Source organism: Micromonospora sp. DT62 (assembly GCF_049847285.1).
Classification (GTDB): domain Bacteria; phylum Actinomycetota; class Actinomycetes; order Mycobacteriales; family Micromonosporaceae; genus Micromonospora; species Micromonospora reichwaldensis.
In genome coordinates, this window is record NZ_JBNCOB010000018.1 from 18,744 (window position 1) to 40,336 (window position 21,593).

The following is a 21,593-nucleotide window of genomic DNA, read 5'->3' on the forward strand; positions in this document are numbered from 1 at the left end:
GGATGCCCCCATGTTGACGTGTCGTGAGCTGTCGCTCTTGTAAGAAATCAATCGGCCGGCAGCGGCCAGCTGTCCAGCACGTGGCCGGGATGCTCACGCAGGAACTGCCGCCGGACCTCGACGTACCGGGTCGGCGTGAGCCCGGTGAACGCCCGGAACTCGTGGCCGAAGTGGGCCTGGTCGAAGTAGCCCGCGCGACCGGCGAGGTCGCCCCAGTCGACCGGTTCGGCGGGGTCGATCGAGAACACGGTGGCGGCGAAGCGGTAGGTGCGGGCCAGCCGCTTCGGCGTGACGCCGATGAGCTCCTTGAACCGCAGTCAGATGAGTGCTGCTGACCCCGGCTGCCACCCTCAGGTCGCCGATCGCCACCGCCCCGCTGGTCGCCGCGATGACGCTGCTCGTACGGCGGACCAGTCCCAGGCCGGCGGTCTCGCACAGCCGTCGTGTCAGCTCCTCCTCGAGCAGCGTCAGCATCTCGTGCGGTCCGTCCGCCGTGTCCAGCCGGTCCCGCAGCTCAGCAACAGCGGGCCGGCCCCACACCTGCTCCACCGTCACCGGCCGGTCGCACAGCTCGGCCGCGGGCAGCGGCAGGAACGGCGCCAGCCCCCACGGCTTGAAGTGCACGCCGACGGACCGGGTCCGGAGTGGGTAGCCGAACTCGAAGGCGCGGGTGGGCATGGTGACCACACAGCCGTCGGCGTACCCGGCCGGCTCGATGTCGATGCCGGCGCGGATGCGGAACGGCGCGCCGAGGTTGACGATGAGCAACGCCCCCGGCATCGGCGGCAGCGTCAGCCGGGCGTACGGCGACACACCCTCCAGGTAGTAGAGGTCGTCGATCAGCCCGTCCAGCGGCGGTCGCGGCACTCTGGACACGTACTCCACGCCCACAGCATCGCCGACGCCACGCCGGTAGCGCGCGCCGACACGGGTCTCACCGACACCCCGAGAAAGAGCGAGGGGCGGGGCGGCCGCACCGGCCGTCCCGCCCCCACCCGCCGCGATCAGGCGTTGATCTCCTTGCGGCCGTTGCCGCTGGCGGTGGCCGTGACGGTGACCCGGCGGGGCTTGGCCCGCTGCGCGACGGGGATCCGCAGGGTCAGCACGCCGTTGTCGTAGCCGGCCTCGAGCTTGTCGGTGTCGAGGGTGTCGCCGAGGAAGAGCCGCCGGGTGAAGGTGCCCATCGGGCGTTCGGCGGCGACGAGCTCGACGTTCTCGCCGGCGGGCCGGCGGCGCTCGGCGCGCACGGTCAGCACGTTGCGCTCGACGGTGCAGTCGATGCTGTCCGGGTCGACGCCCGGCAGGTCGAACGCCGCGTAGAACCAGTCGCCGTCGCGGTAGGCGTCCAGGGGCATGACCGCGGGGCGCGCGGCGGTGCCGAAGAACTGCTCGGTGATCCGGTCGATCTCACGGAACGGGTCGGTGCGCATCAACATGGCCTGCCTCCTCGGTTCTCCTGGCCGAAGGTCCTTGAGTTGAGCCGATGGGACTCAACTTCCTGTTCTTTATTTAGCGCGTTCCGGCCGCGACGTCAACTCAGGACCTTCTCGAACCAGTGCTCGGCGTAGGCGCCGTCGTTGTACGCCGGGATCTCCCGGTAGCCGTGCCGGGCGTACAGGGCACGGGCCTCCACCAGGTCGCCCCGGGTGCCCAGCCGGATCCGGTCGGCCCCGGCGGCCCGGGCCCGCTGCGCCACGGCGGTGAGCAAGGCCGCCCCGCCGCCGTGGCCGCGGTGCGCGGGGCGCACGTACACCCGGGTCAGCTCCGCCCAGCCCGGCCGGTACCGCAGCCCGGCGCAGCCGGCCGGACGAGCGTCGCGGTACGCGAGCAGGAGGATCCCGGTGGGTGCGGCCAGGTCGTCGCTCGGGTCCTCGGCCATCGCCGCCGCGACCTCACCCGGCCGGACCGGGCGAGCGTGGTAGCGGCGGACCATCTCCTCGAAGTACTCCTCGAGCAGGGTCGTCGCCTCGGGCCGGTCGGGACGGGCCGGCACCGTCGTCCACTCTGTCGCGCTCACCCGTCGATCCTCGCCCTCGGGTCAACGGGATATCCGCCGGCCGCGACGAGGACGGGCCCGACGCGGCGGTCAGTCGCCGACGCGCCAGTAGACGCCCTGCTCCCGGGCCAGCAACTGCTCGTCGACCAGGTACCGGCGCAGCGCCACGTGGTCGGAGCCGCCGCCCTCGCACCAGCGCCGCAACACCTCGTCGACCGCCCGCTCCGGGTAGCGCACCCCCGGCTCGAAGGACCTCGCCACGTGCGCCAGCACCACCCGCCGCCGGCCGCGCTGCGCCGGCAGGCCGGTCAGCCTGTCGTCGCGCACGAAGGTGCGCAGCACGCGGTCCGTGGAGTCGCCGGCCGGCCGGGGCGCCGCCGGCGTACGGGCCGCCTCCCGCAGCCGCTCGGCGTCGACCCGCAGGTCACCGTCGCCGCCGGCCACCAGGCCCGCGTCGACGAGCCGGCGGATCGCGGTGAGCACCTGCCGCGCCGACAGCCCCGTCCGGTCGACCACCGCCGGGGCGTCGGTGCCGCCCAGCACGATCGCCGCGAAGACCTGCCGCCGTACGTCGTCGGCGAGTGCCCCCGCCAGAGCCTGCGCAGTCATGCCGGCCACCCTGCCAGCAGGCGTACGCGCACCGCACGTCATTTCCGCCCCCCACGGCCCGGTCACCGACGGATCAGCCCGCGGGCCCGGGCGACGGCGACGGCGGCGGTACGCGAGTCGACGTCGAGCTTGCCGTAGACGTGCACCAGGTGCGTCTTGACCGTGGCCTGGCTCAGGTGCAGCCGCCGGCTGATCTGCTGGTTGGACAGGCCCTCGGCGACAAGCTGCAGGACCTCCGTCTCGCGGCGGCTCAACGCGGTGCCCGGGGCACGCACCCGACCCATGAGGCGACGGGCGACGGCCGGGGCGAGGGCGGAACGGCCGGCGGCGGCGGCGCGCACGGCCGCCGCGAGTTCCTCGGGCGGAGCGTCCTTGAGCAGGTAACCGATCGCACCGGCCTCCACGGCGGCGAGGATGTCGGCATCGGTGTCGTAGGTGGTCAGCACCAGCACGGCGGGGCCGCCGGGGCGGGCGGTGATGGCGGCGGTCGCCTCGGCGCCGTCCATCCCCGCGCCGAAGCGCAGATCCATGAGCACCACGTCGACCCGCTCCCCCTCGGCGAGGGCGACGGCCCGCTGCGCGGTCGCGGCCTCGGCGACCACCTCGAAGTCCGGCTCGGTGGCCAGGACGGCGCGCAGCCCGGCCCGTACGACCGGATGGTCGTCGGCCAGCAACAGGCGGATCGGACCGCTCACGCGCCCGCCTCCTCGGTGCCCGGGCGTGCGAAGCCGACGGCCAGCCGGGCGCCGCACCCGGGCGCCGACTCCACGATCAGGTTGCCGCCCAACTCCTCGGCCCGGGCCCGCATGGCGGCCAGCCCGAACCCGCCGTCGCCGTCCGGCCGGTCGCCGGCCGCGCCCACGTCGAAGCCGCACCCGTCGTCGACCACGTCGAGGACGACGTCGCGCGCGCCGTACCGCAGCGTCACGTCGGCGCGCCTCGCCCCGGCATGGCGCACGGTGTTGGCCAACGCGGACTGCGCGATCCGCAGCAGCGCCACCTCGTGGCGGGTCGGCAGACGCACCGCCGTCCCGTCGACCCGCAGGCGTACGGTCAGCCCGGACGCGGCGGCGGTCGCGTCACACAGCCGCCGCAGCGCCGCCGGCAGCGAAGCACCGTCGAGGCCCGGCGGTGTCAGGGCGCGTACGAACCGGCGCGCCTCGACGAGGTTGTCCTGCGCGGTGCGGCGTGCCTGCTCGACGTGGCCCGCCGCCACGTCGAGCCGGTCGGGGAACCCACGCTGGGCGGCACGCAGCAGCAGTTGAATGCTCGACAACCCCTGGGCGAGGGTGTCGTGGATCTCGCGGGCCAGGCGTTCCCGCTCGGCGAGGACCCCGGCGGCGTGCTCGGCGGCGGCCAGTTCGGCGCGGGTGGCGGTCAGCTGCTCGATCAACCGCCGGCGGCGCTCGCTCTCCCGGTACAACGCCTGGTAGCCGAGGACGGTGCCCACCGACACCGCGGCGCCGATGGCGGGACCGATCACCGCGCCCGGCGTGAGCGCCCCCTGGTGACCGGCGACACCGGCGACCGCCGCCACGGTCGTCGCCGCCACCGCCACGATCCCCCAGCGCACGGGCAGCAGATGCAGATGCAGCAGGAACAGCGGAAACGCGAACCACACCCCGTCCGGGGTCAGGGCCAGCAGCACCAGCCACCCGCCGGTCAGCACCGCCAGCCAGGCCAACGCGGCAGGTCGGTGCCGGCGCACCAGCGGCAGCGCCGCCCCGACGGCGTAGACGACGGCCAGCGCCACGGCTGCGGCGAGCACGGCGGCACGCCGCGGGCCCGGCCCGGTGACGGCACGCACGGCGGCCACCGCGAGGAGGAGCCCGACCAGCAGGTGCAGGCAGACGCGCAGCACCCGCAGCGGCCGAGCGAGCGATTCCGCGTTCACGATGCCTCCAGGCTAGGACGCCGACGGCTGCCGCCATCAACCAAAAGGTTGATCCCGACGTACGCAGTTCGACGTCCCGAACCCGATCGGCGGCGCGATGGCGCCGGCCGCCATCCGGACGACGGTTGGTGCCGGGCCGCTACCGCGGCTTCAGGCACCTACCGGAAGGCTGATGCGATCGTGTTCGTCGCGTGGAGAGATCTACGGTTCGCCAAGGGCCGTTTCGCCCTGATGGGAACGGTCGTGACGCTGATGACGCTGCTGGTGGTCCTGCTGTCCGGGCTGACCGCCGGCCTGGGACGCGGCAGCACCTCGGCGATCACCGACCTGCCCGCCGATCACCTGGTGTTCTCCGCCCCGGCCGACGGGCAGAAGCTCTCGTTCACCGAATCCACCGTCAGCCGCGAGCAGTGGCTGCGCTGGCAGGACGTGCCGGGGGTGAGCGCCGCCGCGCCGCTGGGAATCGCCACCGCCCGCGTCGACGCGGGCGAGCGCAGCGCCGCGCTGTCCGTGTTCGGCGTCCCGCCCGGCTCGGGCCTGGCACCCGCCACCCTCGCCACCGGACGGGCCGTGCTGTCGCGGGGCGCAGCCGACGCGCTGCACGCCCGGCCCGGACAGACCGTGTCCGTCGGCACACACCGCCTCACCGTCGACGCGGTGGCCGGCGACGCCTCCCACAGCCACACCCCGGTGATCTGGACCGACCTGCACGACTGGCAGGCCCTGGCCCCCGGCGCCGACGGCGACGCCGCGACGGTCGTCGCGCTGCGCACCACCCGCGACGCCGACCTGGCCGCCGCCGACCGACACCTGCACACCCGTACGGTCCCCCGCACGGAGGCGCTGTCCGCGATCGGCTCCTACACCGCCGAGAACGGGTCGCTGCAACTGATGCGCGGGATGCTGTTCGGGATCTCCGCCCTGGTCGTCGGCGCGTTCTTCACCGTGTGGACCATCCAGCGCGCCCCCGACGTCGCCGTGCTGAAGGCGCTCGGCGCCACCACCGGCCACCTGCTGCGCGACGCTCTCGGGCAGGCCCTGGTGCTGCTGCTCGCCGGCACCGCCGCCGGCACCGCGCTCGCGGTCGCGCTCGGCGCCGCGGCGGCCGGCACGGTGCCGTTCGCGCTCACCGCCGAATCGGTGCTGTTCCCGGCCGCCGTGACGATCGCGCTCGGTGCGGCCGGCGGCGCCCTGTCCATCCGCCGCATCACCTCCGTCGACCCGCTGATCGCCCTGGGGAGCGCCCGATGAGCCTCGCACTCGCCGACGTCACGCTGACCTACCCCGACGGCGACGCCCGGCTGACCGCGCTCGACCGGGTCAGCCTGCGCGTGCCCGCGGGCAGCACCACCGCCGTCATCGGCCCCTCCGGCTCCGGCAAGTCGAGCCTGCTGGCGGTGGCCGCCACCCTGATCACCCCCGACTCGGGAACGGTGCTCGTCGCCGGCACCGACACCGCGGGGCTCGGCCGCGCGGGCACGGCCGCGCTGCGGCGGGAGAAGATCGGAATCGTCTTCCAGCAACCCAACCTCATCGCCTCGCTGACCGCCGCCGAACAGTTGCAGGTGATCGCTCACCTCGCCGGCGGTTCCCGCCGCGCCGGCCGCGCCCGCGCCGCCGAGCTGCTGGCGGCGGTGGGACTCACCGGCCAGGCCGACCGTCGCCCGCACCAGCTCTCCGGCGGGCAGCGCCAGCGGGTCAACATCGCCCGCGCCCTCATGAACGATCCCGCGGTGCTGCTGGTCGACGAACCCACCAGCGCGCTGGACCACGAGCGCGGCGCGGCGATCGTCGAGCTGGTCACCGACCTCACCCGCCAGCGCGGCACCGCCACCGTCCTGGTCACCCACGACCGGGAGCACCTGCACCGCGTCGACGCGGTCGCCGAGATGATCGACGGCCGGCTGCGCCTGCCGACCCCGGCCTGAGCGCCCGCTCCGCAGGTCCGGCGCTGCGCGGCGGCCCCCGGTGCGGCAGAGTGGCACCGACGGCCGGCGAGCGAGGAAGGGCGGTTACGCGTGGAGGGTCCGACCGGGGTGGTGTTCCCGAAGACCGGGGCGGGACGCAGTACGTCCGCGCTCGGGCGGGCGGTCGTCGCCGACGCCCTGCGCGCCGTCGATCCGGTCGGCGCGCGCTCGGCGGAACACGAGACCAACTGGCGCCACGGTTACCTCGGGCACTTCCGGCGGCTCGTCGAGGCCGGACTGCTCTCCCGCGAGGCCGCGGTGACGATCGCCCGCGACGGGCTCGCCTCGCTGCACCACCGGATGGCCGTGGTCCACGCCGACGGCACCGAGATCGGCCTTGGCGAGGTGTTCGCCACGCCCACCGAGGTCGCGCCGCTGCGCACGGCGACGGTCGCCGGCACCGGCGAGGTCGACCGTGAGTTCTCCCTGCCGTACCGGGGCCGGCGGCTGCGCGGCGACGAGCTGCGCCGCCGGCTCGACGCGTGGGTGACCGCCGGCGTCGTCGAGCCTTCCTGCGCCGAGGCGGTACGCGCCGTCATGGCCAACCCGGACTGGCTCGACCTGCGCGACCAGCGCATCGTGGTGCTCGGCGCGGGCGCGGAGATGGGCCCGCTGCCGTCCGTGCTGCGCTGGGGCGGTGACGTCGTCGCGGTCGACCTGCCGCGCCCGGAGATCTGGCGGCGCCTGCTGGACACGACGCGCCGCAGCGGCGGCCGGCTGCACCTGCCCGTCCCCGCCGGCACCGACCCCGACGACGGCGCGTTGGCCGCCCGGGCCGGCGCCGACCTGCTGCACAACCTTCCGCAGGTGGCCGACTGGCTGCTCGGCGTCGACGGCCGGCTCGTGCTGGGCAACTACGTCTACGCCGACGGCGCGACCAACGTCCGGGTCGCCACGGCGGTCGACGCCCTCACCCTCCGGTTGCAGGACCGCCGCGACGACGTGGCGCTCGCGTTTTTGGCCACCCCCACCGACGTGTTCGCCGTCCCCGGCGACGCGGTGCGCCACGCCGAACGCGGCTACGCGGCGCGCGGCGTCGTCCGCCGGTCGTTGCGGGTCGCCTCCGGCGGCAGGCTCCTGCACCGCAGCTACCCGCCGGGCGTCGACCCGGGCGTCAACGACAGCCTCGTCCCCCAGCAGGGCCCCAACTACGCGCTGGCCAAACGCCTGCAACGGTGGCGGGCGACGGTCGCCCGCGACGCCGGGGCGACCGTGTCGTTCACCGTCGCCCCGCCCACCCGCACCCGCTCGGTGCTGCGCAACCGGGCGCTGGCCGCCGCGTACGCCGGTGCGCACCGCTTCGGCATCGAGGTGTTCGACCCGGCCACCAGCAACACGCTGATGGCCGCGCTCCTGGTGCACCACCTGCGTACGGGCGGTCCGGCGCTGCCGCACCCGTGGCAGGACGAGGCGTACGGCGCCGCGCACGGCGGACTGTGGCGGGTGCCGTACGCCCCGCGCAGCGCCCTGGGCCTCGCCGTCCTGCTCGGACTCGGCGGCGCGCGGACCTGACCTGCCCCGATAGCTCCCGGCGACCGCTCAGCTGAGCTGGAGACGGTCGGCCAGGTCGGCCCGGGTGAACGCGGCGACCACGTCGTCGCGCCCCTCGGTGAAGTGGGCCCAGCTGTCCACGTGCACCGGCACGACCCGCCGCGCGCCCAGGATGCGGGCGGCCTCGGCGGCCTGGGCGCTGTCGAGGGTGAGCAGCGCCCCGTCGAACATGGGGGTACGCACGGCCCCGGCGAACAGCACGGCGGTGTCGACCGGCCCGAAGCGCTCGGCGATCTGCCGGACCAGGTCCAGCGAGGCGTTGTCGCCGCTGACGTAGACCGTGGGCAGGTCGGCGGCGGTCAGGACGAACCCGACGACCTCGCCGGTGAGCGGCTCGCAGCCCTCCGGACCGTGCCGGGCGGGCACGCCCGTCACGGTCACGGTGCCCCCGCCCGGGCGCTCCAGCTCGACGGACTCCCACGGCGCCAGGCCCCGGGCGGTGCCGCCGAGACGACCCGCGCCGCTGGGAGTCGTCACGGTCAGGGCGACGTCGGCCAGCAGGGCCCGACCGGCGTGGTCGAGGTTGTCGGGGTGCTGGTCGTGGGAGAGCAGCACCGCGTCGACGGGGCCGAGGTCGGCCGCGCCGGCGACGGCGGGGGCCGTCTTGGTCAGGACCATGCCGGGACCCAGCGGGTAGTCGCCGGGGGCGTCGAAGGTCGGGTCGGTCAGGAACCTGAGGCCGCCGTACTCGATGAGAGCGGTCGGGCCGCCGAAGACGCGGACGGGGACGGTCGTCGTGCTGGTGTCGGTCACCACGGTTCCTCACGGTCGGGGGATGGCTCTGCCGTGAGGAACCGTAATCGACCGTTCATCGCAGGGTGAGCGGGGTCTCCGACCCGATGCGGGTCAGCTTCTGCGGATTGCGGACACAGTAGAGGCCCCTCGAACGCCTCTTCGCGGCCGGACCCTCGGGGGGCGAGGGCTCTCATGACGGCCGGGCCGCCCGCGCCGTCGCCTCGACGCGTCTGGCCCGCAGCAACTGCTGGCGCGTGTCGTCCTTGATCCGCAGGGCGAGCGAACCGGGTCTGCGTGCCTCGTACGCCAGCTGCCAGATGATGCTCCTGCAGACCAGTTCCTTGAGCTTCGCGGCCGGGCGGCCGCCGAGATGCAGCCGCACCGCGGTGTCGTTGCGGCGGGAGAACTGGAACAGGCCGGCGCGACGCCCCAGGCTGACGCACTGGCCGGCGAACCCCACGTGGACCGGCGCGGCCTGCTCACCCGCGAGCCGGCTGAGTACCGTCTCGGCGGCCTGCGGGCCGAGCTGCATCGCGGCCTGGCAACTCATCCGGAACGGCAGGTCCGACGGCGCCGCCGAGTCCCCGGCCGCGACGATGCGCGCGTCGTCCACGCTCGTCAACGTCTCGTCCGTGACCAGCCGGCCCGACGAGTCGGTGCTCAGCCCGCTGCGGCCGGCCAGGTCCGGCACGCCGAATCCGGCGGTCCAGATGGTCACCGCGCTCGGCAGCCGGCGACCGCCGCCGAGCCGCACGGCATCGCCGGCGACGGCCGTCACCGTCGCGTCGGGGCCGTCGAGCACGCTCACCCCGAGCCGGGCGAGCCTCGCGGCCACCGAGCGCCGAACCCGCGGATGCAGGTACGGTCCCAGCACCTCACCGCAGACCAGGGTCACGGCGCGTCCCGCCTCCGCCAGCTCGGCGGCGGTCTCGATGCCGGTCGGGCCCCCGCCGACCACCGTCACCGGGGCCGCGGCGGGGGCGGCGGCGAGGACGGGCCGCAACCGCTGGGCCTCCTCCAGGCTCGCCACCGGGTAGGCGAACTCGGCCGCGCCGGGCACGTCCGGGGCGGCGCTGCCGCTGCCCACCGCGTAGACCAGGTAGTCGTAGCCGACCGTGCCGCCCGTCGCCAGCGTCACGCGGCGATCCGCAGCGTCGATCCGGGTCACGCTGTCGACGACCAGCCGCACACGCCCGGCCAGGACGTCCCGGTAGTCGACGACCGCGTCGTCGGTCCCACCCACCAACTGGTGCAGGCGGATCCGCTCGACGAAGGTCGGCCGCGGGTTGATCAGGGTCACTGTCACGTCGTCGCGCCGGGTCAGGCGATTGGCCGCCATGACGCCCGCGTACCCGCCGCCGATCACGATCACATCGGTGTTCCCGTTCATGGTGTCTCCTCCGTTTCCTGGGCCTTCGGTCTCAAGACACCGCGTGACCGACCGTTGTGACAGGCGTGGGCCAGATCACTGCCCGGGCCCCGGCGCGAAAAAGGAAGGCGGCGCGCCGCCATGTCGCCTAGCCTCGCGAGGACATCCACCCGACACGAAGCGGAGATCGATCATGAGGACGTCCGGCGGTTTCCCCGGTTCCCTGTCCGTCTCCACCGCCGGAAAGGCACTTCGTGTTCGGTCTGTTCGAAAACCCTGTTGATCCCTTCCCGACCGGCGACGACCGCACCCCGGCCGCCGGCGCCCGGCGGTTCCTCCTGGAGGAGTTGCGACCGCTACGACCGGTCGTGACGGCGGCCGTCGCCACCACCGTCCTGGCCGCCGCGATCGAGGTGTGGCTCATCGGGTACGCCGGACGCCTCGTCGACACGCTCGCCGCCGCGAGCCCGGACCGGCTCTGGGCCGACCACGGCACCGGGTTGCTCACCGTCGCCGTGTTCGTGCTGCTGGTCAGGCCGCTGATCCACGTCATCGGCGAGGCGCTGGACGACATCGCGTTCCGCGCCAACGCCCGCCCGCTCGCCCGCTGGCGGGCACACCGGCACGTGTCCCGGCAGTCCGTCGGCTGGTTCCGCGCCGACCTCGCCGGACGCATCGCCACCCTGGTACGCGACGGTGGCGATGCCGCCAGCACCGCCGCGTACTCGGTCGTGCACACGCTGGTGTTCGTGACCGCCTACATCGCCGGCTCGGTGTGGCTGATGTCCACGATCGACGTGCGCCTGCTGCTCCCGCTGGGGGCCTGGATACTGGCGTACGCGCTGCTCATGCGGTGGATCGTGCCGCGCTACCGGCGCGCGTCGGAGCGCCTGCAGGACGCGGAGTCCGCGCTGACCGGCCTGCTCGTCGACTCGTACGGCAACGTCGACACGCTCGCGCTGCTCGGCGGCCAGGACACCCGCACGGCGCACGACCGCCGGGTGTTCGCGCTGTCCCGGCGCGCACACCTGGACCTGCAGCGGGTCGAGGTGACGATCAACGGCACCATGATGGCGCTCAGCAGCGCGCTGCTCGTCGGACTGGTCGGATACGGGATCGTGCTCTGGCGTACCGATGCCGCGCCCCTGGGTCTCGTCGCGGCCGCGCTGGCGCTCAGCTTCCGGATCACCGCGATGGCGGAGTGGCTCCTGGACGCCGTGTCGTCGCTGTTCGGGTCGGTGGGCGCGCTCCGGCGGGCCCTGCGGACCGTCGCGCAACCGCTCGCGGTCGCGGACAAACCCCAGGCGACCCAGCTGCGGGTACGCGGTGGTGCCATCACCTTCGCGCAGGTCAGCCACCACTACGGCCGTGGCGGGGGCGGGCTCGACCGGCTCAGCCTCGACGTCGCCGCGGGTGAGCGCGTCGGCATCGTCGGCAGGTCGGGTGCGGGCAAGTCCACGCTGGTCGGGCTGCTGCTGCGGTTCCACGACGCGGAGTCCGGCACGATCATGATCGACGGCACCGACATCACGGACGTGACGCAGGAGAGCCTGCGCGGCCAGATCGCCATGGTCGCCCAGGAGGCCACCCTGCTGCACCGCTCGGTCCGCGAGAACATCGCCGGCCCCGACGCCGACGACGCACGGGTCGAAGCAGCGGTACGCCGGGCGTCCGCCGACCGGTTCGTCGCCACGCTGAGGGACGCGGACGGTCGCACCGGCCTGGACGCGCATGTCGGCGAACGGGGCGTACGCCTGTCCGGTGGCCAGCGGCAGCGGATCGCGCTGGCCCGCGCGTTCTACCGCAACGCGCCGATCCTGGTCCTGGACGAGGCCACGTCCGCGCTCGACTCCGAGGCGGAGGCCGCCATCCACGACACGCTCAGCGAGGTGATGACCGGCCGTACGGTGATCGCGATCGCCCACCGGCTCTCCACCATCGCCCGGATGGACCGGATCGTGGTCCTCGACGCCGGGCGGATCGCCGAGCAGGGCACCCACGCCGAGCTGCTGGAACGCGGCGGGCTCTACGCGGACCTGTGGTCGCGGCAGTCCGGCGGCTTCCTCGGCACGGCGGCGGTCAGTGCCGCAGCGGTCCCGTGACCTCGATCGGCTCCACGTGCCCGGTGAGCGGCGCACGACGGTGCAACTCGAGCCCGACGTCGATGACGACGGACCGGTCCAGGGTGCCCACCCGCGTCAGCGGAATCCACCGCGCCAGGTCGGTCGAACCGTCCGTCTCATCACGGAGTTCACCGCCGGTGACGCGTACGCGGTAGAAGACGCCCACGCTGTGCAGCTCCGCGCCGTCGGGGCCGCCCCGCAGCCGTTGCGCGACCACTTGCTCCCCCTCCGAACCCGACAACCGACCGTCACAGCCAGAGCATCGTCAGGTCAACCTCGATCACCCTCGCGCCAGATCACGCTTCTGTCGCAGGTCTCGACTCCGACACGAGCGGTGCGTCCTCCCGTGCCAGGAGGTAGCGGGCGGCCGCCATCAGCGCCTGGGGCGAGTCCTGAAACACGCCGAGGCCGATATTGCACTCACCGCAGAGCAGACCGCGTACTTGCCGGGAGTTGTGGCAGTGGTCCACGACGAGGCGAAACGGCTCGGACTTCGGTGTCCCGTCAAGTCGTGGCCGGCCCCTGGACCTGACCTTCAGTTCGCTCTCATGGCGACCGCAGATGGCGCACCGGTAGTCCTGAGTCACACGCCGCGCGTCGTACTCCTGCGGCCTGATCCGGTAGAAGGACCAGAGGTTGTCGGCTCGGATCTTGTCCGGATTGGCTCTGCGGTTCTTGTGGTTGTTGGCGCGGGCGTACTCGCGGCACGAGGCGCACGAGACCAACTCGCGGCCCGCCTTCATGAAGCTCTCGAGCGGCCGGGTCTTCTCGCACCGATTACACACCTTGGACACGCCACAACAATACTCCATATTGTTGTTACCCAAGAACAGTCATTATGATGTGCGGCCGATTTGCGGCTTTCGTGCCAGCTCTTTGCCGGCTTATCATTACCGGTAATCCGATAATCGGTCAGGAGGGTGCCCGTCTCGTCTCAGGTGGGCCGGGTCAGCCTTCGCGCGGTCGTCGGGAGAGCCGGCTGGGCGGGTGGGAGGGAATCGTCCATACTGGTCCGCCATGGACCTGGACGAGTACCAGCGCGGGGCCCTCCGTACGGCCGCCCCGCGTGACAAGAGGAACGAACTGCTCCACCTCGTGCTCGGACTCGTCGGCGAGTCCGGTGAGATCGCCGAGAAGTTCAAGAAGTGGGTCCGGGACCTCGACAGCGACGAGGCGCGCATCGATCGGGCCGACATCGCCAAGGAACTCGGTGACGTCCTCTGGTACGTGGCGGTGCTCGCCGACTACCTCGACCTGTCGTTGGACGACATCGCGACCGCCAACCTGGCCAAGCTGGCCAGCCGCCAGGGCCGCGGCGTGCTGGGTGGCAGCGGCGACAACCGCTGAGCCGGGGTGGCCTTGTGTGCGGTGGGCCGGCTGCGCCCGACCTGCGGCGGCCCGATGGTCACCACGCCTGGTCGACGGACCGCCTGGCTACCATGCTGCCATGATCGAGGAACTGGTCCGGGCGGCCGGAGCCGGCGACGACGCCGCGCTCGAGGAACTGATCGAGATCGCCGCCGCCGAGCCGGCACGCCTCGTCGGACACCTGAGTCAGCTGCTCGACGCGGGCGTACTGTGGCCGCCGACCTTGTATCGCGGCGCGACCGGAGACGTGGTCCGCCGGATCATCGACGACGTCGACGCCGGCCGGACGCCGCACCGGCTCAACCATCTGCTGCTCATCCTCGCGCACGCCGGCGACCCGCGCGCTGAGCAGGCCCTGCGGAGATGGCAGGAGCAGCCGCCGGCCGGTTCCGACAAACTGCACGTCGGGGCGCTGGCCTACGCCCACCAGGCCGGTTGGACGGTCGCTCCCGACGGCAGCCGCCGGGAGCTGTGCGCACCTACGGCGTACCGGTTGATTCCGCACGAGGTGCCAAGGTCCGACGACGGCCCTGCCTGCCCGTGGTGCGCCTCCCCACTGTGGACCATCGCCGACCTCGACACCGACAGCCCCGAGGTGGGTGAGGTCCTGGCCCACACCGGCTGGGCCGGCCGGCTGAGGATCGTGACCTGCCACCTCTGCGCCTGCTACACGACGCTGTGCTGCGAGGTCACGCCCGACGGCGACGCCGTCTGGTGGGCGGGCAACAGCCGCCCGGACTACGCGCCGGTCACCACCGAGCCGGAGGATCCGCCGGCCGTGCTTCCGGTGGTCGGCCCCCGCCGGGCCTCGCCGTTCGAAGCCAGCGCGTGGGACGAGGGCGGCTCCACCCTGGGCGGCCACCCCGACTGGATCCAGGACGCCGAGCACGTCGACTGCCCCGCCTGCCGGCAGCCGATGGACTATCTCGGCCTGGTCGGCGGAGCCGACGTGGACTTCGGTGAGGGCGCCTACTACCTGCACCTGCACGCGCCCTGCGGCCTGGCGGCGGTGAACTACCAGCAGAGCTGACCGCTGCGGCCGCCGGGACATGGTCGAGGTGCACCGAGGGGGGCAGCTGCTCGTGCAGCTCGGCCAGATCAAGCCCGGGCTGACCTCTCGCCCGTCAGCGGTGGTCGTTCTCCTTCAGCTCGATGACCCACGCGCGGCGCTCGGCGATCTTGCCGTCGCGCATGACGAACACCTCGGCCATCGACATGCGCATCTCCTCGCCGGTGTCGCGCCGCACCGAGCCGACGAGTTCCGCCATCACGGTGTCACCCTGCTCCACCATGCGTACGACCTCCAGCCGGGGCGGCGGCACGAAGCCCGGCCCCTCGATCGCGGCGTCGTACGCCTCCTTGCCCTTCAGGTGGAAGGCGCCGAACACCGTCCACTCGATGTCGTCGGTGAGGCAGGACAGGATCTGCGCGTGGTCGTTCTTTCGGAAGCCGTCCAGATAGGTCTCGACGGTCTGCGTGTTACGCGACATCGCGCGGTGTCCCCTCGTCTCGGCGAGCCTGCCCGACGGCAGACCTGCCGAAACTAGCCCCAGGATGTGACAGCCGGTGCGTGGGACGCGCCGGCCGCCACGAATCTCAGGACGAGCCCTGCCGGGACCGGTGGTTGGCGTGTTTGCGGGCGGCGAAGGCGTACGCCTCGGCCAGCAGTTGCCGCACCGTGTCCACGCTCGCCTCGCCGGGGTTCACGACACACACCCAGTGCTGCGGGGCGTAGACCGGATGCGGCAGCACGGTGTCCGGCACCGTGTGGTCGACATCCGGTCCGTGCCCCTGCGCAAACAGCGCCCCGTACGCCGAGCGGGTCAGCCCGACGTTGAGCCGCCACGCACCCGGTCGGCCCAGGTCGGAGGCGTCGTCGTAGTGGTCGCCGGTCACGATCGTCGCGAACGGCATCTGCCGCTCCGCGGGTAGGTCCCGACCGGGGTCGTAGATGTAGAAGGTGTCCCCGTTCGCCTCCAGGGCGTTCACCCCGTCGAAGGTCTCGCGGATGTAGCGCTTCATGTCCCCGATATCCATGCCTCAATTTTTTCATTGCGATGCTTCTTGAGGCTTCCGCCCGTTTTCAGCCACCGTTAGCCGGTGAACCCTCAAATCCGGGCACAACCCGGGTCGTACGCATCCGGCCCACGACGACCGGACCGGACTGCGCCCCGCGACCGGCTCCGGTCGCGGGGCGCAGTCGCCTGCCGTCAGCCGGTGCCGTCGAGAACGGGAATGAGCTGCTCCTCCTCGTACGTCAGATGGGCCTCCAGTTCGGTGCTGAGACGCTCGACCTCCCGGCGGGCCTCGTCGGGGTCGGCGTCGGGGTCGCCGACGACCTGCTGGAGGCGTTCGACGAGGGCCGCGATGCGACCGTGTTCCTCGCGCAGCCGGGCCAGCGTCGGGGCGAGGTCCGGCCGTTGCCCCTCCAGGCGGGCGAGCATCCCGTCGTCCTCGTTGCGGTGATGGTGGTGCAGGCCGTGGCAGAAGGTCAGGCAGTTCACCCGCAGCTGCGCGCCCAGGCCGGGGCCGCTGCGGGCGACCTCGTCGCGGATCAGCGCCAGCTCCCGACGGAACGCGTCGTGGACGAGTTTGAGCGCCGCTCCCCAGGACGCCGCCTCCGGCGGCCCGCCCGCCACCTGGTGCAACGCCACCACGGGAATGACCCGTGCCGTCTTCGCCTGGTACGCGGCCCAACCGGGGTCGGCCTCCACGGCCCGGGCGAAGATCTCGTCGCGTTCGGCGCCGGTCAACACGACCGCGCGGGCCTGGTAGGTGAAGACCCCGTCCTCGACGGTGACGAGCGGGTCGGCGAGGAGGTTGCGGTACCAGTCGGGGTGTCTCGGGCCGCCCCCGGCCGAGGCGATGACGAGGATGCGTTCGGTGTCGGGCAGGTAGCCGACCGGGGTGGTGTGCGGTGTGCCGGAACGGGCACCGGTGGTGGTGAGCAGGACCAGCCGGGCTCCCTCGAAGGGACCCCCGACCCGGCCGTGGTTGGCGCGGAACTCGTCGATGATCTGCTGGTTGAAGTCGTTGGGCAATGCTCTGCTCTCTGCTCGGGCAGGAATGTGCGGCCACGATGGATCGCCCGCCCGGCGACCGGTGGCGGCGAGGATGCGGATACGCCGGACGACCGGCGTGGACGGTGGGAAGCGCGCTGCGGTGGACGTGGCGTCGACACCGGCAATCGGGGGCCGGCGGGCCACGGGCCCGCCCCCGGCTCACCTGACGGCCGGGTGCCCTGTCCGCTCGTGGCCCATGGCCGACCCGGCAGTCACGGATTCGACCGTAGTGCGGGTTAGGACGGCTGGCAAGCGTCATCCGGTTGCGGCAGCGGTGGCGCGGTGGCACGGTCGGGAGGTGCCCGAGCTGACCGGCGTCGACGTGGACCGCGCCGTGACCGAGATGACCGCCGTCCTCAGCCCGCACGTCGGGCGGGACTGGGGCGTGCCGGCCGGCGAACTGGACTGGAGCTGCTGGACCACCGCCGCGCACGTCGCGCACGACCTGCTGGCGTACGCCGGCCAGGTCAGCGGGCGACCCGACGACGGCTACCTGCCGTTCGACCTGGCCGTCTCCCCCGCCGCCGGCCCGGCCGAGGTGCTTCGGATCGTCGTCGCCTGCGGCGGCCTGCTGCGGGCGGCCGTCGACGCCGCCCCGCCGCAGGCGCGGGCCTGGCACTACGGTCCCTGCGACCCGGCGGGCTTCGCGGCGATGGGGGTGGCGGAGACGCTGCTGCACACCGACGACATCGCCCGCGGTCTCGGGGTGTCCTGGCAGCCGCCGCAGCCGCTGAGCGCCGCCGTGGTGCGGCGGCTCTTTCCGGACGCGCCCGCCGGGCCCGCGCCGCAGGTGCTGCGGTGGCTGACGGGCCGTGGTGAACTGCCCGGCCGCCCCCGGCGCACGTCCTGGTCGTGGCGGGCGGCGGTGGACTGACGGGCTACGCCACCCGGCGGCGCCAGGGCGGTAGCCAGCCCCGCCGGCGCGGCGCAGCCGCCGGGGGCGGGACCGGGACCGCGGCGGTGGTGGTCTTCCGGTCGGCCCGCCATTGGCGGACCACCTCGTCGGCGTTGACCGGGCGCACCGCGACCCGGGGCCCGGTGGGCGTACGCAGCCAGGAGAGGATCTGGCCGTTGAGATCGGCGACGAACGCGCGCACGGACTCCTCGGTCGGCAGGTCCCGCACCTCGTCCGGCACCTGTTCGATGCGGCGGCGCAGTTGCAGTGGCGTCGGCAGCAGCAGGTCGGTGGGGAGCTTCTCCCGCTCCAGGAAGCTCTTGATCCACCACGACTCGTCGTACGGCTGGCCGCGACCGGGGATCGGCTTGCCCATGCCCGGCAGGTCGTCGAACTCCCCCTGCTCCTGCGCCGCGCGGATGCGCGCCTCGACCGTCGCTTCCCAGCTGTCCACCTGCCGACACCTCCCCCGGATCACCACGGTAACGCGGCCACCGGCGTCGGGGCCGACGGAAGACGTCAGCGCCCCGCCCCGGCCGGGCATTCCCGGTCTGACCGGGCCCAGCGGGCGTGCCGGTGGCCGTCGCGGGGAAACGGCGGGCAGGCCGGCAGCACCTCCTGGAAGGAGTAGCCGGCCTTCTCCGCGACGCGGCAGGACGCGGGGTTGTCGATCTGGTGCAGCAGGTCCAACCGCCGCAGGCCGGCGAACCGGGCGAACGCCCAGTCGGTGACCGCGGTCAGGGCGTGCGGGGCGACGCCCCTGCCCCGCGCGGGCGCGGCGGTCCAGTAGCCGACCTCGGCGTCCGCGCCGCCTTCGGTGACGTTCTTGAGGACCACCTGCGCCACCAGGGTCTCGCCGACCGGGTGCGGCTCCAGCACGGCGAAGCAGAACCGGTGGCCGTCGTTCCAGTCCCGGTGTGCCGCGGCCAGGAACCGGCGCGCCTCGGTGGTCGTGGTCACCGGCGCCCGGGTCCAGCGCAGCAGCACCGGGTCGCGGTACGCGGCGATCAGGGCGTCGGCGTCGTCGTCGCGCCAGGGACGCAGCACGAGCTCCGGCAGGGTCGGGGTGGCGGGGGCGTGCATCATCGGCCCAGTGTGCCCAACGTCGTGTCGACCGTGGGGGCGCGCGGCACGCCGGCACGGGTCGGCGGCGCGGCGACGTACGGCGTAAGGTCGGCGCGAGCAGCGGCAACGGGGGAACCATGGTCGGTACGGGTGCACTGGTGGGCATCGCGCTGGTGGCGCTGGGGATGGTGTCGACCCCCGGGCCGAACATGGTCTACCTGGTGTCCCGGTCGGTGACGCAGGGCCGGCGGGCGGGGCTGGTGTCGCTGCTGGGCGTCGCCGCCGGATTCGGCATCTACCTGGCCGCTGCGGTCGCCGGCATCGCCACGGTGTTCGTGCTGGTGCCCGCCCTGTACACGGCGGTCAAGCTGGCCGGCGCGGCGTACCTGCTGTGGCTGGCCTGGCAGGCGCTGCGACCGGGCGGGCAGTCGCCGTTCGCCCCGGCGCCGCTGCCGCCGGACCCGGCCCGGCGGCTGTTCACCATGGGTCTGGTCACCAACCTGCTGAACCCCAAGATCGCGATCCTCTACGTGTCGCTGCTGCCGCAGTTCATCGACCCGGCCCGTGGCCACGTGGCGGCGCAGAGCCTGCTGCTGGGGCTGACCCAGATCGCGGTGGCGCTGACGGTGAACGCGTTGATCGTGCTCAGCGCCGGCGCGCTCGCCGGGTTCTTCGCCCGCCGGCCGCTGTGGCTGCGGGTGCAGCGACTCGTGATGGGCACGGTGCTGGCGGGACTGGCGGTGCGGATCGCCGCCGACCGGTCCCGCGCCGCCGTCGCCATGCCCTGAGCGCGAGGGACGGGTCAGCGGTCGTGGCGACCCGGGTCGCCAGGGCGGCCGGCGGCCCCGGTCTCCCGGAGCACGGCCGCGCCCCCGGCGGGTAGGTGCACCTCCGTGGCGGCCGTCGCGCCGGTGAGCAGGTCGACCCCGGCCGCCGGGACCTGCTGCGGCCGGTCGGTGTGGTTGAGCAGGAACAGCCAGCTCGCCCCGGCGGCGCGTCGGCGCACCGCCTCGACCCCGGCCGGCGCCGCCGGGCAGACGGGTGTCGCGCCGGCCGCCCGCGCCGCCTGCGTCACCAGTCGACGGTAGGTGGCGTCGTCGGGTCGGGTGGACAGGTACCAGGCCGTGCCGGCGCCGCTGCGGTGGCGGGTGACCGCCGGCAGCCCCGCGAGCGGGCCGCCAGCGTACGAGGCCACCGGCTCCGCGCCGGCGAGGCGTACCGTCTCGGCCCAGAGGCGACCGGTCCCGGCGTCGGACAGGGGCACCGTCTCGCCGTCGGCGAGGGGGTGGAACTCCTCGACCCGTACGCCCAGCACGTCGCGGAACGCCCCGGGGTGACCGTCGAGCCGGACGCGGGCGTGCTCGTCGGCGACCCCGCTGAGCCACGTCACCAGCAGGTGACCGCCGCCGTGGACGTACCCGCCCACCCAGTCGGCGGTGGCTTCGGAGGCCAGGTAGAGGGCGGGCAGCACCAGCAGCCGGTATCCGTCGAGCCGGTCGCCGGGCAGCACGATGTCGGTGCCGAAGCCGGCGCGCCACAGCGCCCGGTGCGCCGCCGACATCTCGTCGCGGTGGTTCAGCCGCGGCGACGGCATCCCCGGGTGGCCCAGGGCCCAGCCGCTGGCGGCGTCCCAGGCGATCGCGACGGCGGCGTCGACCGTGCCGTCGTCGACCTCCGAGATCCGCTCCAGCGTCGCGCCGAGGTCGACGGCCTCCCGGAACACGCGGGTGTCGGGGCCGGCGTGCGGCACCAGCGCGGAGTGGAAGCGTTCCGCCCCGCCGGCCGGGGCCCGCCACTGGAAGAACATCACCCCCCGTGAGCCGCGCGCGACGTGGGAGAGGCTGTGCCGGGCCATCCGGCCGGGCTCCTTGGCGTGCATCCGCCCGCCGCTGTGGATCTGGTTGGGGGCGCTCTCCATCAGCAGCCACCGCGCCGGGCGGCCGACGTCGCCGGTGCGCCGACCGGCGCCGTGCCGCGCCCAGCCCCGGGCCAGGTCGGCGGCGAGGGCGGTCTGCTCCTCCGCACCGCCGTCGGTGGCGTCCGGGTAGTGGTCTATCGCCACCAGGTCCACCTCGGCGGCCCAGCGGGCGTGGTCGACGGGCACCCAGTCGGCGAGGACGTGGTTGGTGGTGACCGGGACCGCCGGGTTGGCCGCGCGCAGCAGGTCGCGCTGCTCGGCGTACGCGGCGAGCAGAGTGTCCGACCAGAAGCGGCGGAAGTCCAGCAGGTGCCCCGGGTTGGCCAGGTACTGCGTGGCGCGCGGGGTGTCGACCTGCGCCCAGTCGGTGTAGTGCTGGCTCCAGAAGCTGGTGGCCCAGGCGGCGTTGAGCGCGTCGAGATCGCCGTGCCGGTCGGCCAGCCAACGCCGGAACGCCCGGGCGGTGTGCGCGCAGTGGCAGGTGGTGCCGTACTCGTTGTGCACGTGCCACAGCGCGAGGGCCGGGTGGTGGGCGTAGCGGTCGGCGAGGGCGGCGGCGATGCGCCGGGCGGCGGCCCGGTAGGCGGGTGCGGCGGCGCAGTAGGTGTCCCGGCTGCCGTGGTGCAGGCGTACGCCGTCGGCGGTCACCGGCAGGGCGTCGGGGTGGGCCAGCGAGAACCAGGGCGGAGGCGACGCCGTCGGGGTGGCCAGGGCGACGGAGATGCCGTTGTCGTGCAGCAGGGCCAGCACCTGGTCCAGCCAGTCGAAGGTGTACCGACCGGGCTCCGGTTCGAGTCGCGACCAGGCGAACACGCCGACGGTGACCAGGTTGACCCGGGCGCGGCGCATGAGGGCGACGTCCTCGCGCCACACCTCGGCCGGCCACTGTTCGGGGTTGTAGTCGCCGCCGTAGCGCAGCCCCGCGTCGTCACCCCACATCGTCCACCGCCAGTTTGTTGAGGAGGCATCCAAAATATTGACGGGGTTTTCGCCTGTCAACGCCGATGCGTCGCCGATCCGGTGCAGCTCGCCGTTGACAGT

24 protein-coding genes and 1 pseudogene are annotated in these 21,593 nt (G+C 73.7%); 8 read left to right on the forward strand and 17 right to left on the reverse strand.

Features of this window, described 5'->3' with window-relative positions; translation table 11 throughout:
- Positions 1 to 47: 47 nt before the first annotated feature.
- From ACPXCB_RS22165 to ACPXCB_RS22195, 7 genes and pseudogenes are all read right to left on the reverse strand, one after another.
- Positions 48 to 317 carry a helix-turn-helix domain-containing protein gene (locus tag ACPXCB_RS22165; RefSeq protein ID WP_425877554.1) on the reverse strand — a complete coding sequence of 90 codons (270 nt, stop codon included), beginning with the start codon at positions 315 to 317 and terminating at the stop codon, positions 48 to 50.
- Positions 318 to 615: 298 nt separating this feature from the next.
- A pseudogene (locus ACPXCB_RS22170) lies at positions 616 to 891 on the reverse strand (AraC family transcriptional regulator); the annotation flags it as partial.
- Positions 892 to 1,004: 113 nt separating this feature from the next.
- The gene (locus ACPXCB_RS22175) at positions 1,005 to 1,436 is read right to left on the reverse strand and encodes an Hsp20/alpha crystallin family protein (protein WP_425877482.1); all 432 of its coding nucleotides are present in this window, start codon (positions 1,434 to 1,436) and stop codon (positions 1,005 to 1,007) included.
- Between the two features lie 95 nt (positions 1,437 to 1,531).
- Complete coding sequence (locus ACPXCB_RS22180) at positions 1,532 to 2,017, reverse strand: GNAT family N-acetyltransferase (RefSeq protein ID WP_425877483.1); 486 nt, start codon at positions 2,015 to 2,017, stop codon at positions 1,532 to 1,534.
- Positions 2,018 to 2,086: 69 nt separating this feature from the next.
- A complete protein-coding gene (locus tag ACPXCB_RS22185; protein ID WP_425877484.1) occupies positions 2,087 to 2,605 on the reverse strand; it encodes a DUF2087 domain-containing protein in 519 nt (172 codons plus the stop codon).
- Between the two features lie 62 nt (positions 2,606 to 2,667).
- Positions 2,668 to 3,300: a response regulator transcription factor gene (locus ACPXCB_RS22190; RefSeq protein ID WP_425877485.1), complete on the reverse strand. Its 633-nt coding sequence runs from the start codon at positions 3,298 to 3,300 to the stop codon at positions 2,668 to 2,670.
- A complete protein-coding gene (locus ACPXCB_RS22195) occupies positions 3,297 to 4,499 on the reverse strand; it encodes a sensor histidine kinase (RefSeq protein WP_425877486.1) in 1,203 nt (400 codons plus the stop codon). The genes ACPXCB_RS22190 and ACPXCB_RS22195 overlap by 4 nt, the downstream gene beginning before the upstream one ends.
- Positions 4,500 to 4,751: 252 nt before the next feature.
- Between ACPXCB_RS22195 and ACPXCB_RS22200 the strand changes: the two genes are divergently transcribed.
- The 3 genes from ACPXCB_RS22200 to ACPXCB_RS22210 all read left to right on the forward strand — a co-directional run bounded on the left by ACPXCB_RS22200 (position 4,752) and on the right by ACPXCB_RS22210 (position 7,978).
- Positions 4,752 to 5,750, forward strand: coding sequence for an ABC transporter permease (locus ACPXCB_RS22200; RefSeq protein ID WP_425877555.1), 999 nt, complete (start codon positions 4,752 to 4,754; stop codon positions 5,748 to 5,750).
- Entirely contained in the window at positions 5,747 to 6,427 is a 681-nt protein-coding gene (locus tag ACPXCB_RS22205) for an ABC transporter ATP-binding protein (protein ID WP_425877487.1), read from the forward strand. Before ACPXCB_RS22200 ends, ACPXCB_RS22205 begins: the two co-directional genes overlap by 4 nt.
- A gap of 90 nt (positions 6,428 to 6,517) precedes the next feature.
- Positions 6,518 to 7,978, forward strand: coding sequence for a hypothetical protein (locus ACPXCB_RS22210; RefSeq protein WP_425877488.1), 1,461 nt, complete (start codon positions 6,518 to 6,520; stop codon positions 7,976 to 7,978).
- A 27-nt stretch (positions 7,979 to 8,005) separates the two neighbouring features.
- Here the strand turns inward: ACPXCB_RS22210 and ACPXCB_RS22215 are convergent, their stop codons facing one another.
- Both ACPXCB_RS22215 and ACPXCB_RS22220 read right to left on the reverse strand, forming a co-directional pair.
- Positions 8,006 to 8,773 (reverse strand): MBL fold metallo-hydrolase, encoded by a 768-nt coding sequence (locus ACPXCB_RS22215; RefSeq protein ID WP_425877489.1) that lies wholly within the window; start codon positions 8,771 to 8,773, stop codon positions 8,006 to 8,008.
- 169 nt (positions 8,774 to 8,942) lie between these two features.
- Positions 8,943 to 10,142, reverse strand: a complete 1,200-nt coding sequence (locus ACPXCB_RS22220; RefSeq protein ID WP_425877490.1) for an NAD(P)/FAD-dependent oxidoreductase — start codon at positions 10,140 to 10,142, stop codon at positions 8,943 to 8,945.
- A 233-nt stretch (positions 10,143 to 10,375) separates the two neighbouring features.
- Between ACPXCB_RS22220 and ACPXCB_RS22225 the strand changes: the two genes are divergently transcribed.
- Entirely contained in the window at positions 10,376 to 12,223 is a 1,848-nt protein-coding gene (locus ACPXCB_RS22225) for an ABC transporter ATP-binding protein (RefSeq protein ID WP_425877491.1), read from the forward strand.
- Here ACPXCB_RS22225 and ACPXCB_RS22230 read toward each other — a convergent pair.
- Both ACPXCB_RS22230 and ACPXCB_RS22235 read right to left on the reverse strand, forming a co-directional pair.
- Positions 12,201 to 12,461 (reverse strand): hypothetical protein, encoded by a 261-nt coding sequence (locus ACPXCB_RS22230; RefSeq protein ID WP_425877492.1) that lies wholly within the window; start codon positions 12,459 to 12,461, stop codon positions 12,201 to 12,203. The genes ACPXCB_RS22225 and ACPXCB_RS22230 overlap by 23 nt on opposite strands.
- A 79-nt stretch (positions 12,462 to 12,540) precedes the next feature.
- Entirely contained in the window at positions 12,541 to 13,038 is a 498-nt protein-coding gene (locus ACPXCB_RS22235; RefSeq protein ID WP_425877493.1) for an endonuclease domain-containing protein, read from the reverse strand.
- A 223-nt stretch (positions 13,039 to 13,261) separates the two neighbouring features.
- On the opposite strand from ACPXCB_RS22235, the gene ACPXCB_RS22240 reads away from it, so the two are divergent.
- Positions 13,262 to 13,591 carry a nucleoside triphosphate pyrophosphohydrolase family protein gene (locus ACPXCB_RS22240; protein WP_425877494.1) on the forward strand — a complete coding sequence of 110 codons (330 nt, stop codon included), beginning with the start codon at positions 13,262 to 13,264 and terminating at the stop codon, positions 13,589 to 13,591.
- 100 nt (positions 13,592 to 13,691) lie between these two features.
- Complete coding sequence (locus tag ACPXCB_RS22245) at positions 13,692 to 14,642, forward strand: hypothetical protein (protein WP_425877495.1); 951 nt, start codon at positions 13,692 to 13,694, stop codon at positions 14,640 to 14,642.
- Between the two features lie 94 nt (positions 14,643 to 14,736).
- On the opposite strand, the gene ACPXCB_RS22250 is transcribed toward ACPXCB_RS22245, so the two are convergent.
- From ACPXCB_RS22250 to ACPXCB_RS22260, 3 genes are all read right to left on the reverse strand, one after another.
- Positions 14,737 to 15,102: a nuclear transport factor 2 family protein gene (locus ACPXCB_RS22250; protein WP_357579375.1), complete on the reverse strand. Its 366-nt coding sequence runs from the start codon at positions 15,100 to 15,102 to the stop codon at positions 14,737 to 14,739.
- Between the two features lie 106 nt (positions 15,103 to 15,208).
- A complete protein-coding gene (locus tag ACPXCB_RS22255) occupies positions 15,209 to 15,649 on the reverse strand; it encodes a DUF6194 family protein (protein ID WP_425877496.1) in 441 nt (146 codons plus the stop codon).
- Between the two features lie 173 nt (positions 15,650 to 15,822).
- Positions 15,823 to 16,653: a nitroreductase/quinone reductase family protein gene (locus ACPXCB_RS22260; protein ID WP_425877497.1), complete on the reverse strand. Its 831-nt coding sequence runs from the start codon at positions 16,651 to 16,653 to the stop codon at positions 15,823 to 15,825.
- Positions 16,654 to 16,981: 328 nt separating this feature from the next.
- Here ACPXCB_RS22260 and ACPXCB_RS22265 point away from each other — a divergent pair, with 328 nt between their 5' ends.
- Positions 16,982 to 17,548 (forward strand): maleylpyruvate isomerase N-terminal domain-containing protein, encoded by a 567-nt coding sequence (locus ACPXCB_RS22265; RefSeq protein WP_425877556.1) that lies wholly within the window; start codon positions 16,982 to 16,984, stop codon positions 17,546 to 17,548.
- Between the two features lie 4 nt (positions 17,549 to 17,552).
- Here the strand turns inward: ACPXCB_RS22265 and ACPXCB_RS22270 are convergent, their stop codons facing one another.
- A complete protein-coding gene (locus ACPXCB_RS22270; protein ID WP_425877498.1) occupies positions 17,553 to 18,023 on the reverse strand; it encodes a DUF1992 domain-containing protein in 471 nt (156 codons plus the stop codon).
- Between the two features lie 65 nt (positions 18,024 to 18,088).
- Positions 18,089 to 18,655, reverse strand: a complete 567-nt coding sequence (locus ACPXCB_RS22275; protein WP_425877499.1) for a GNAT family N-acetyltransferase — start codon at positions 18,653 to 18,655, stop codon at positions 18,089 to 18,091.
- Between the two features lie 116 nt (positions 18,656 to 18,771).
- Here ACPXCB_RS22275 and ACPXCB_RS22280 point away from each other — a divergent pair, with 116 nt between their 5' ends.
- Positions 18,772 to 19,422, forward strand: coding sequence for a LysE family translocator (locus tag ACPXCB_RS22280; RefSeq protein WP_425877500.1), 651 nt, complete (start codon positions 18,772 to 18,774; stop codon positions 19,420 to 19,422).
- A gap of 14 nt (positions 19,423 to 19,436) precedes the next feature.
- Here ACPXCB_RS22280 and ACPXCB_RS22285 read toward each other — a convergent pair whose 3' ends face one another.
- Positions 19,437 to 21,491 carry a beta-galactosidase gene (locus ACPXCB_RS22285; RefSeq protein ID WP_425877501.1) on the reverse strand — a complete coding sequence of 685 codons (2,055 nt, stop codon included), beginning with the start codon at positions 21,489 to 21,491 and terminating at the stop codon, positions 19,437 to 19,439.
- Positions 21,492 to 21,593 lie beyond the last annotated feature (102 nt).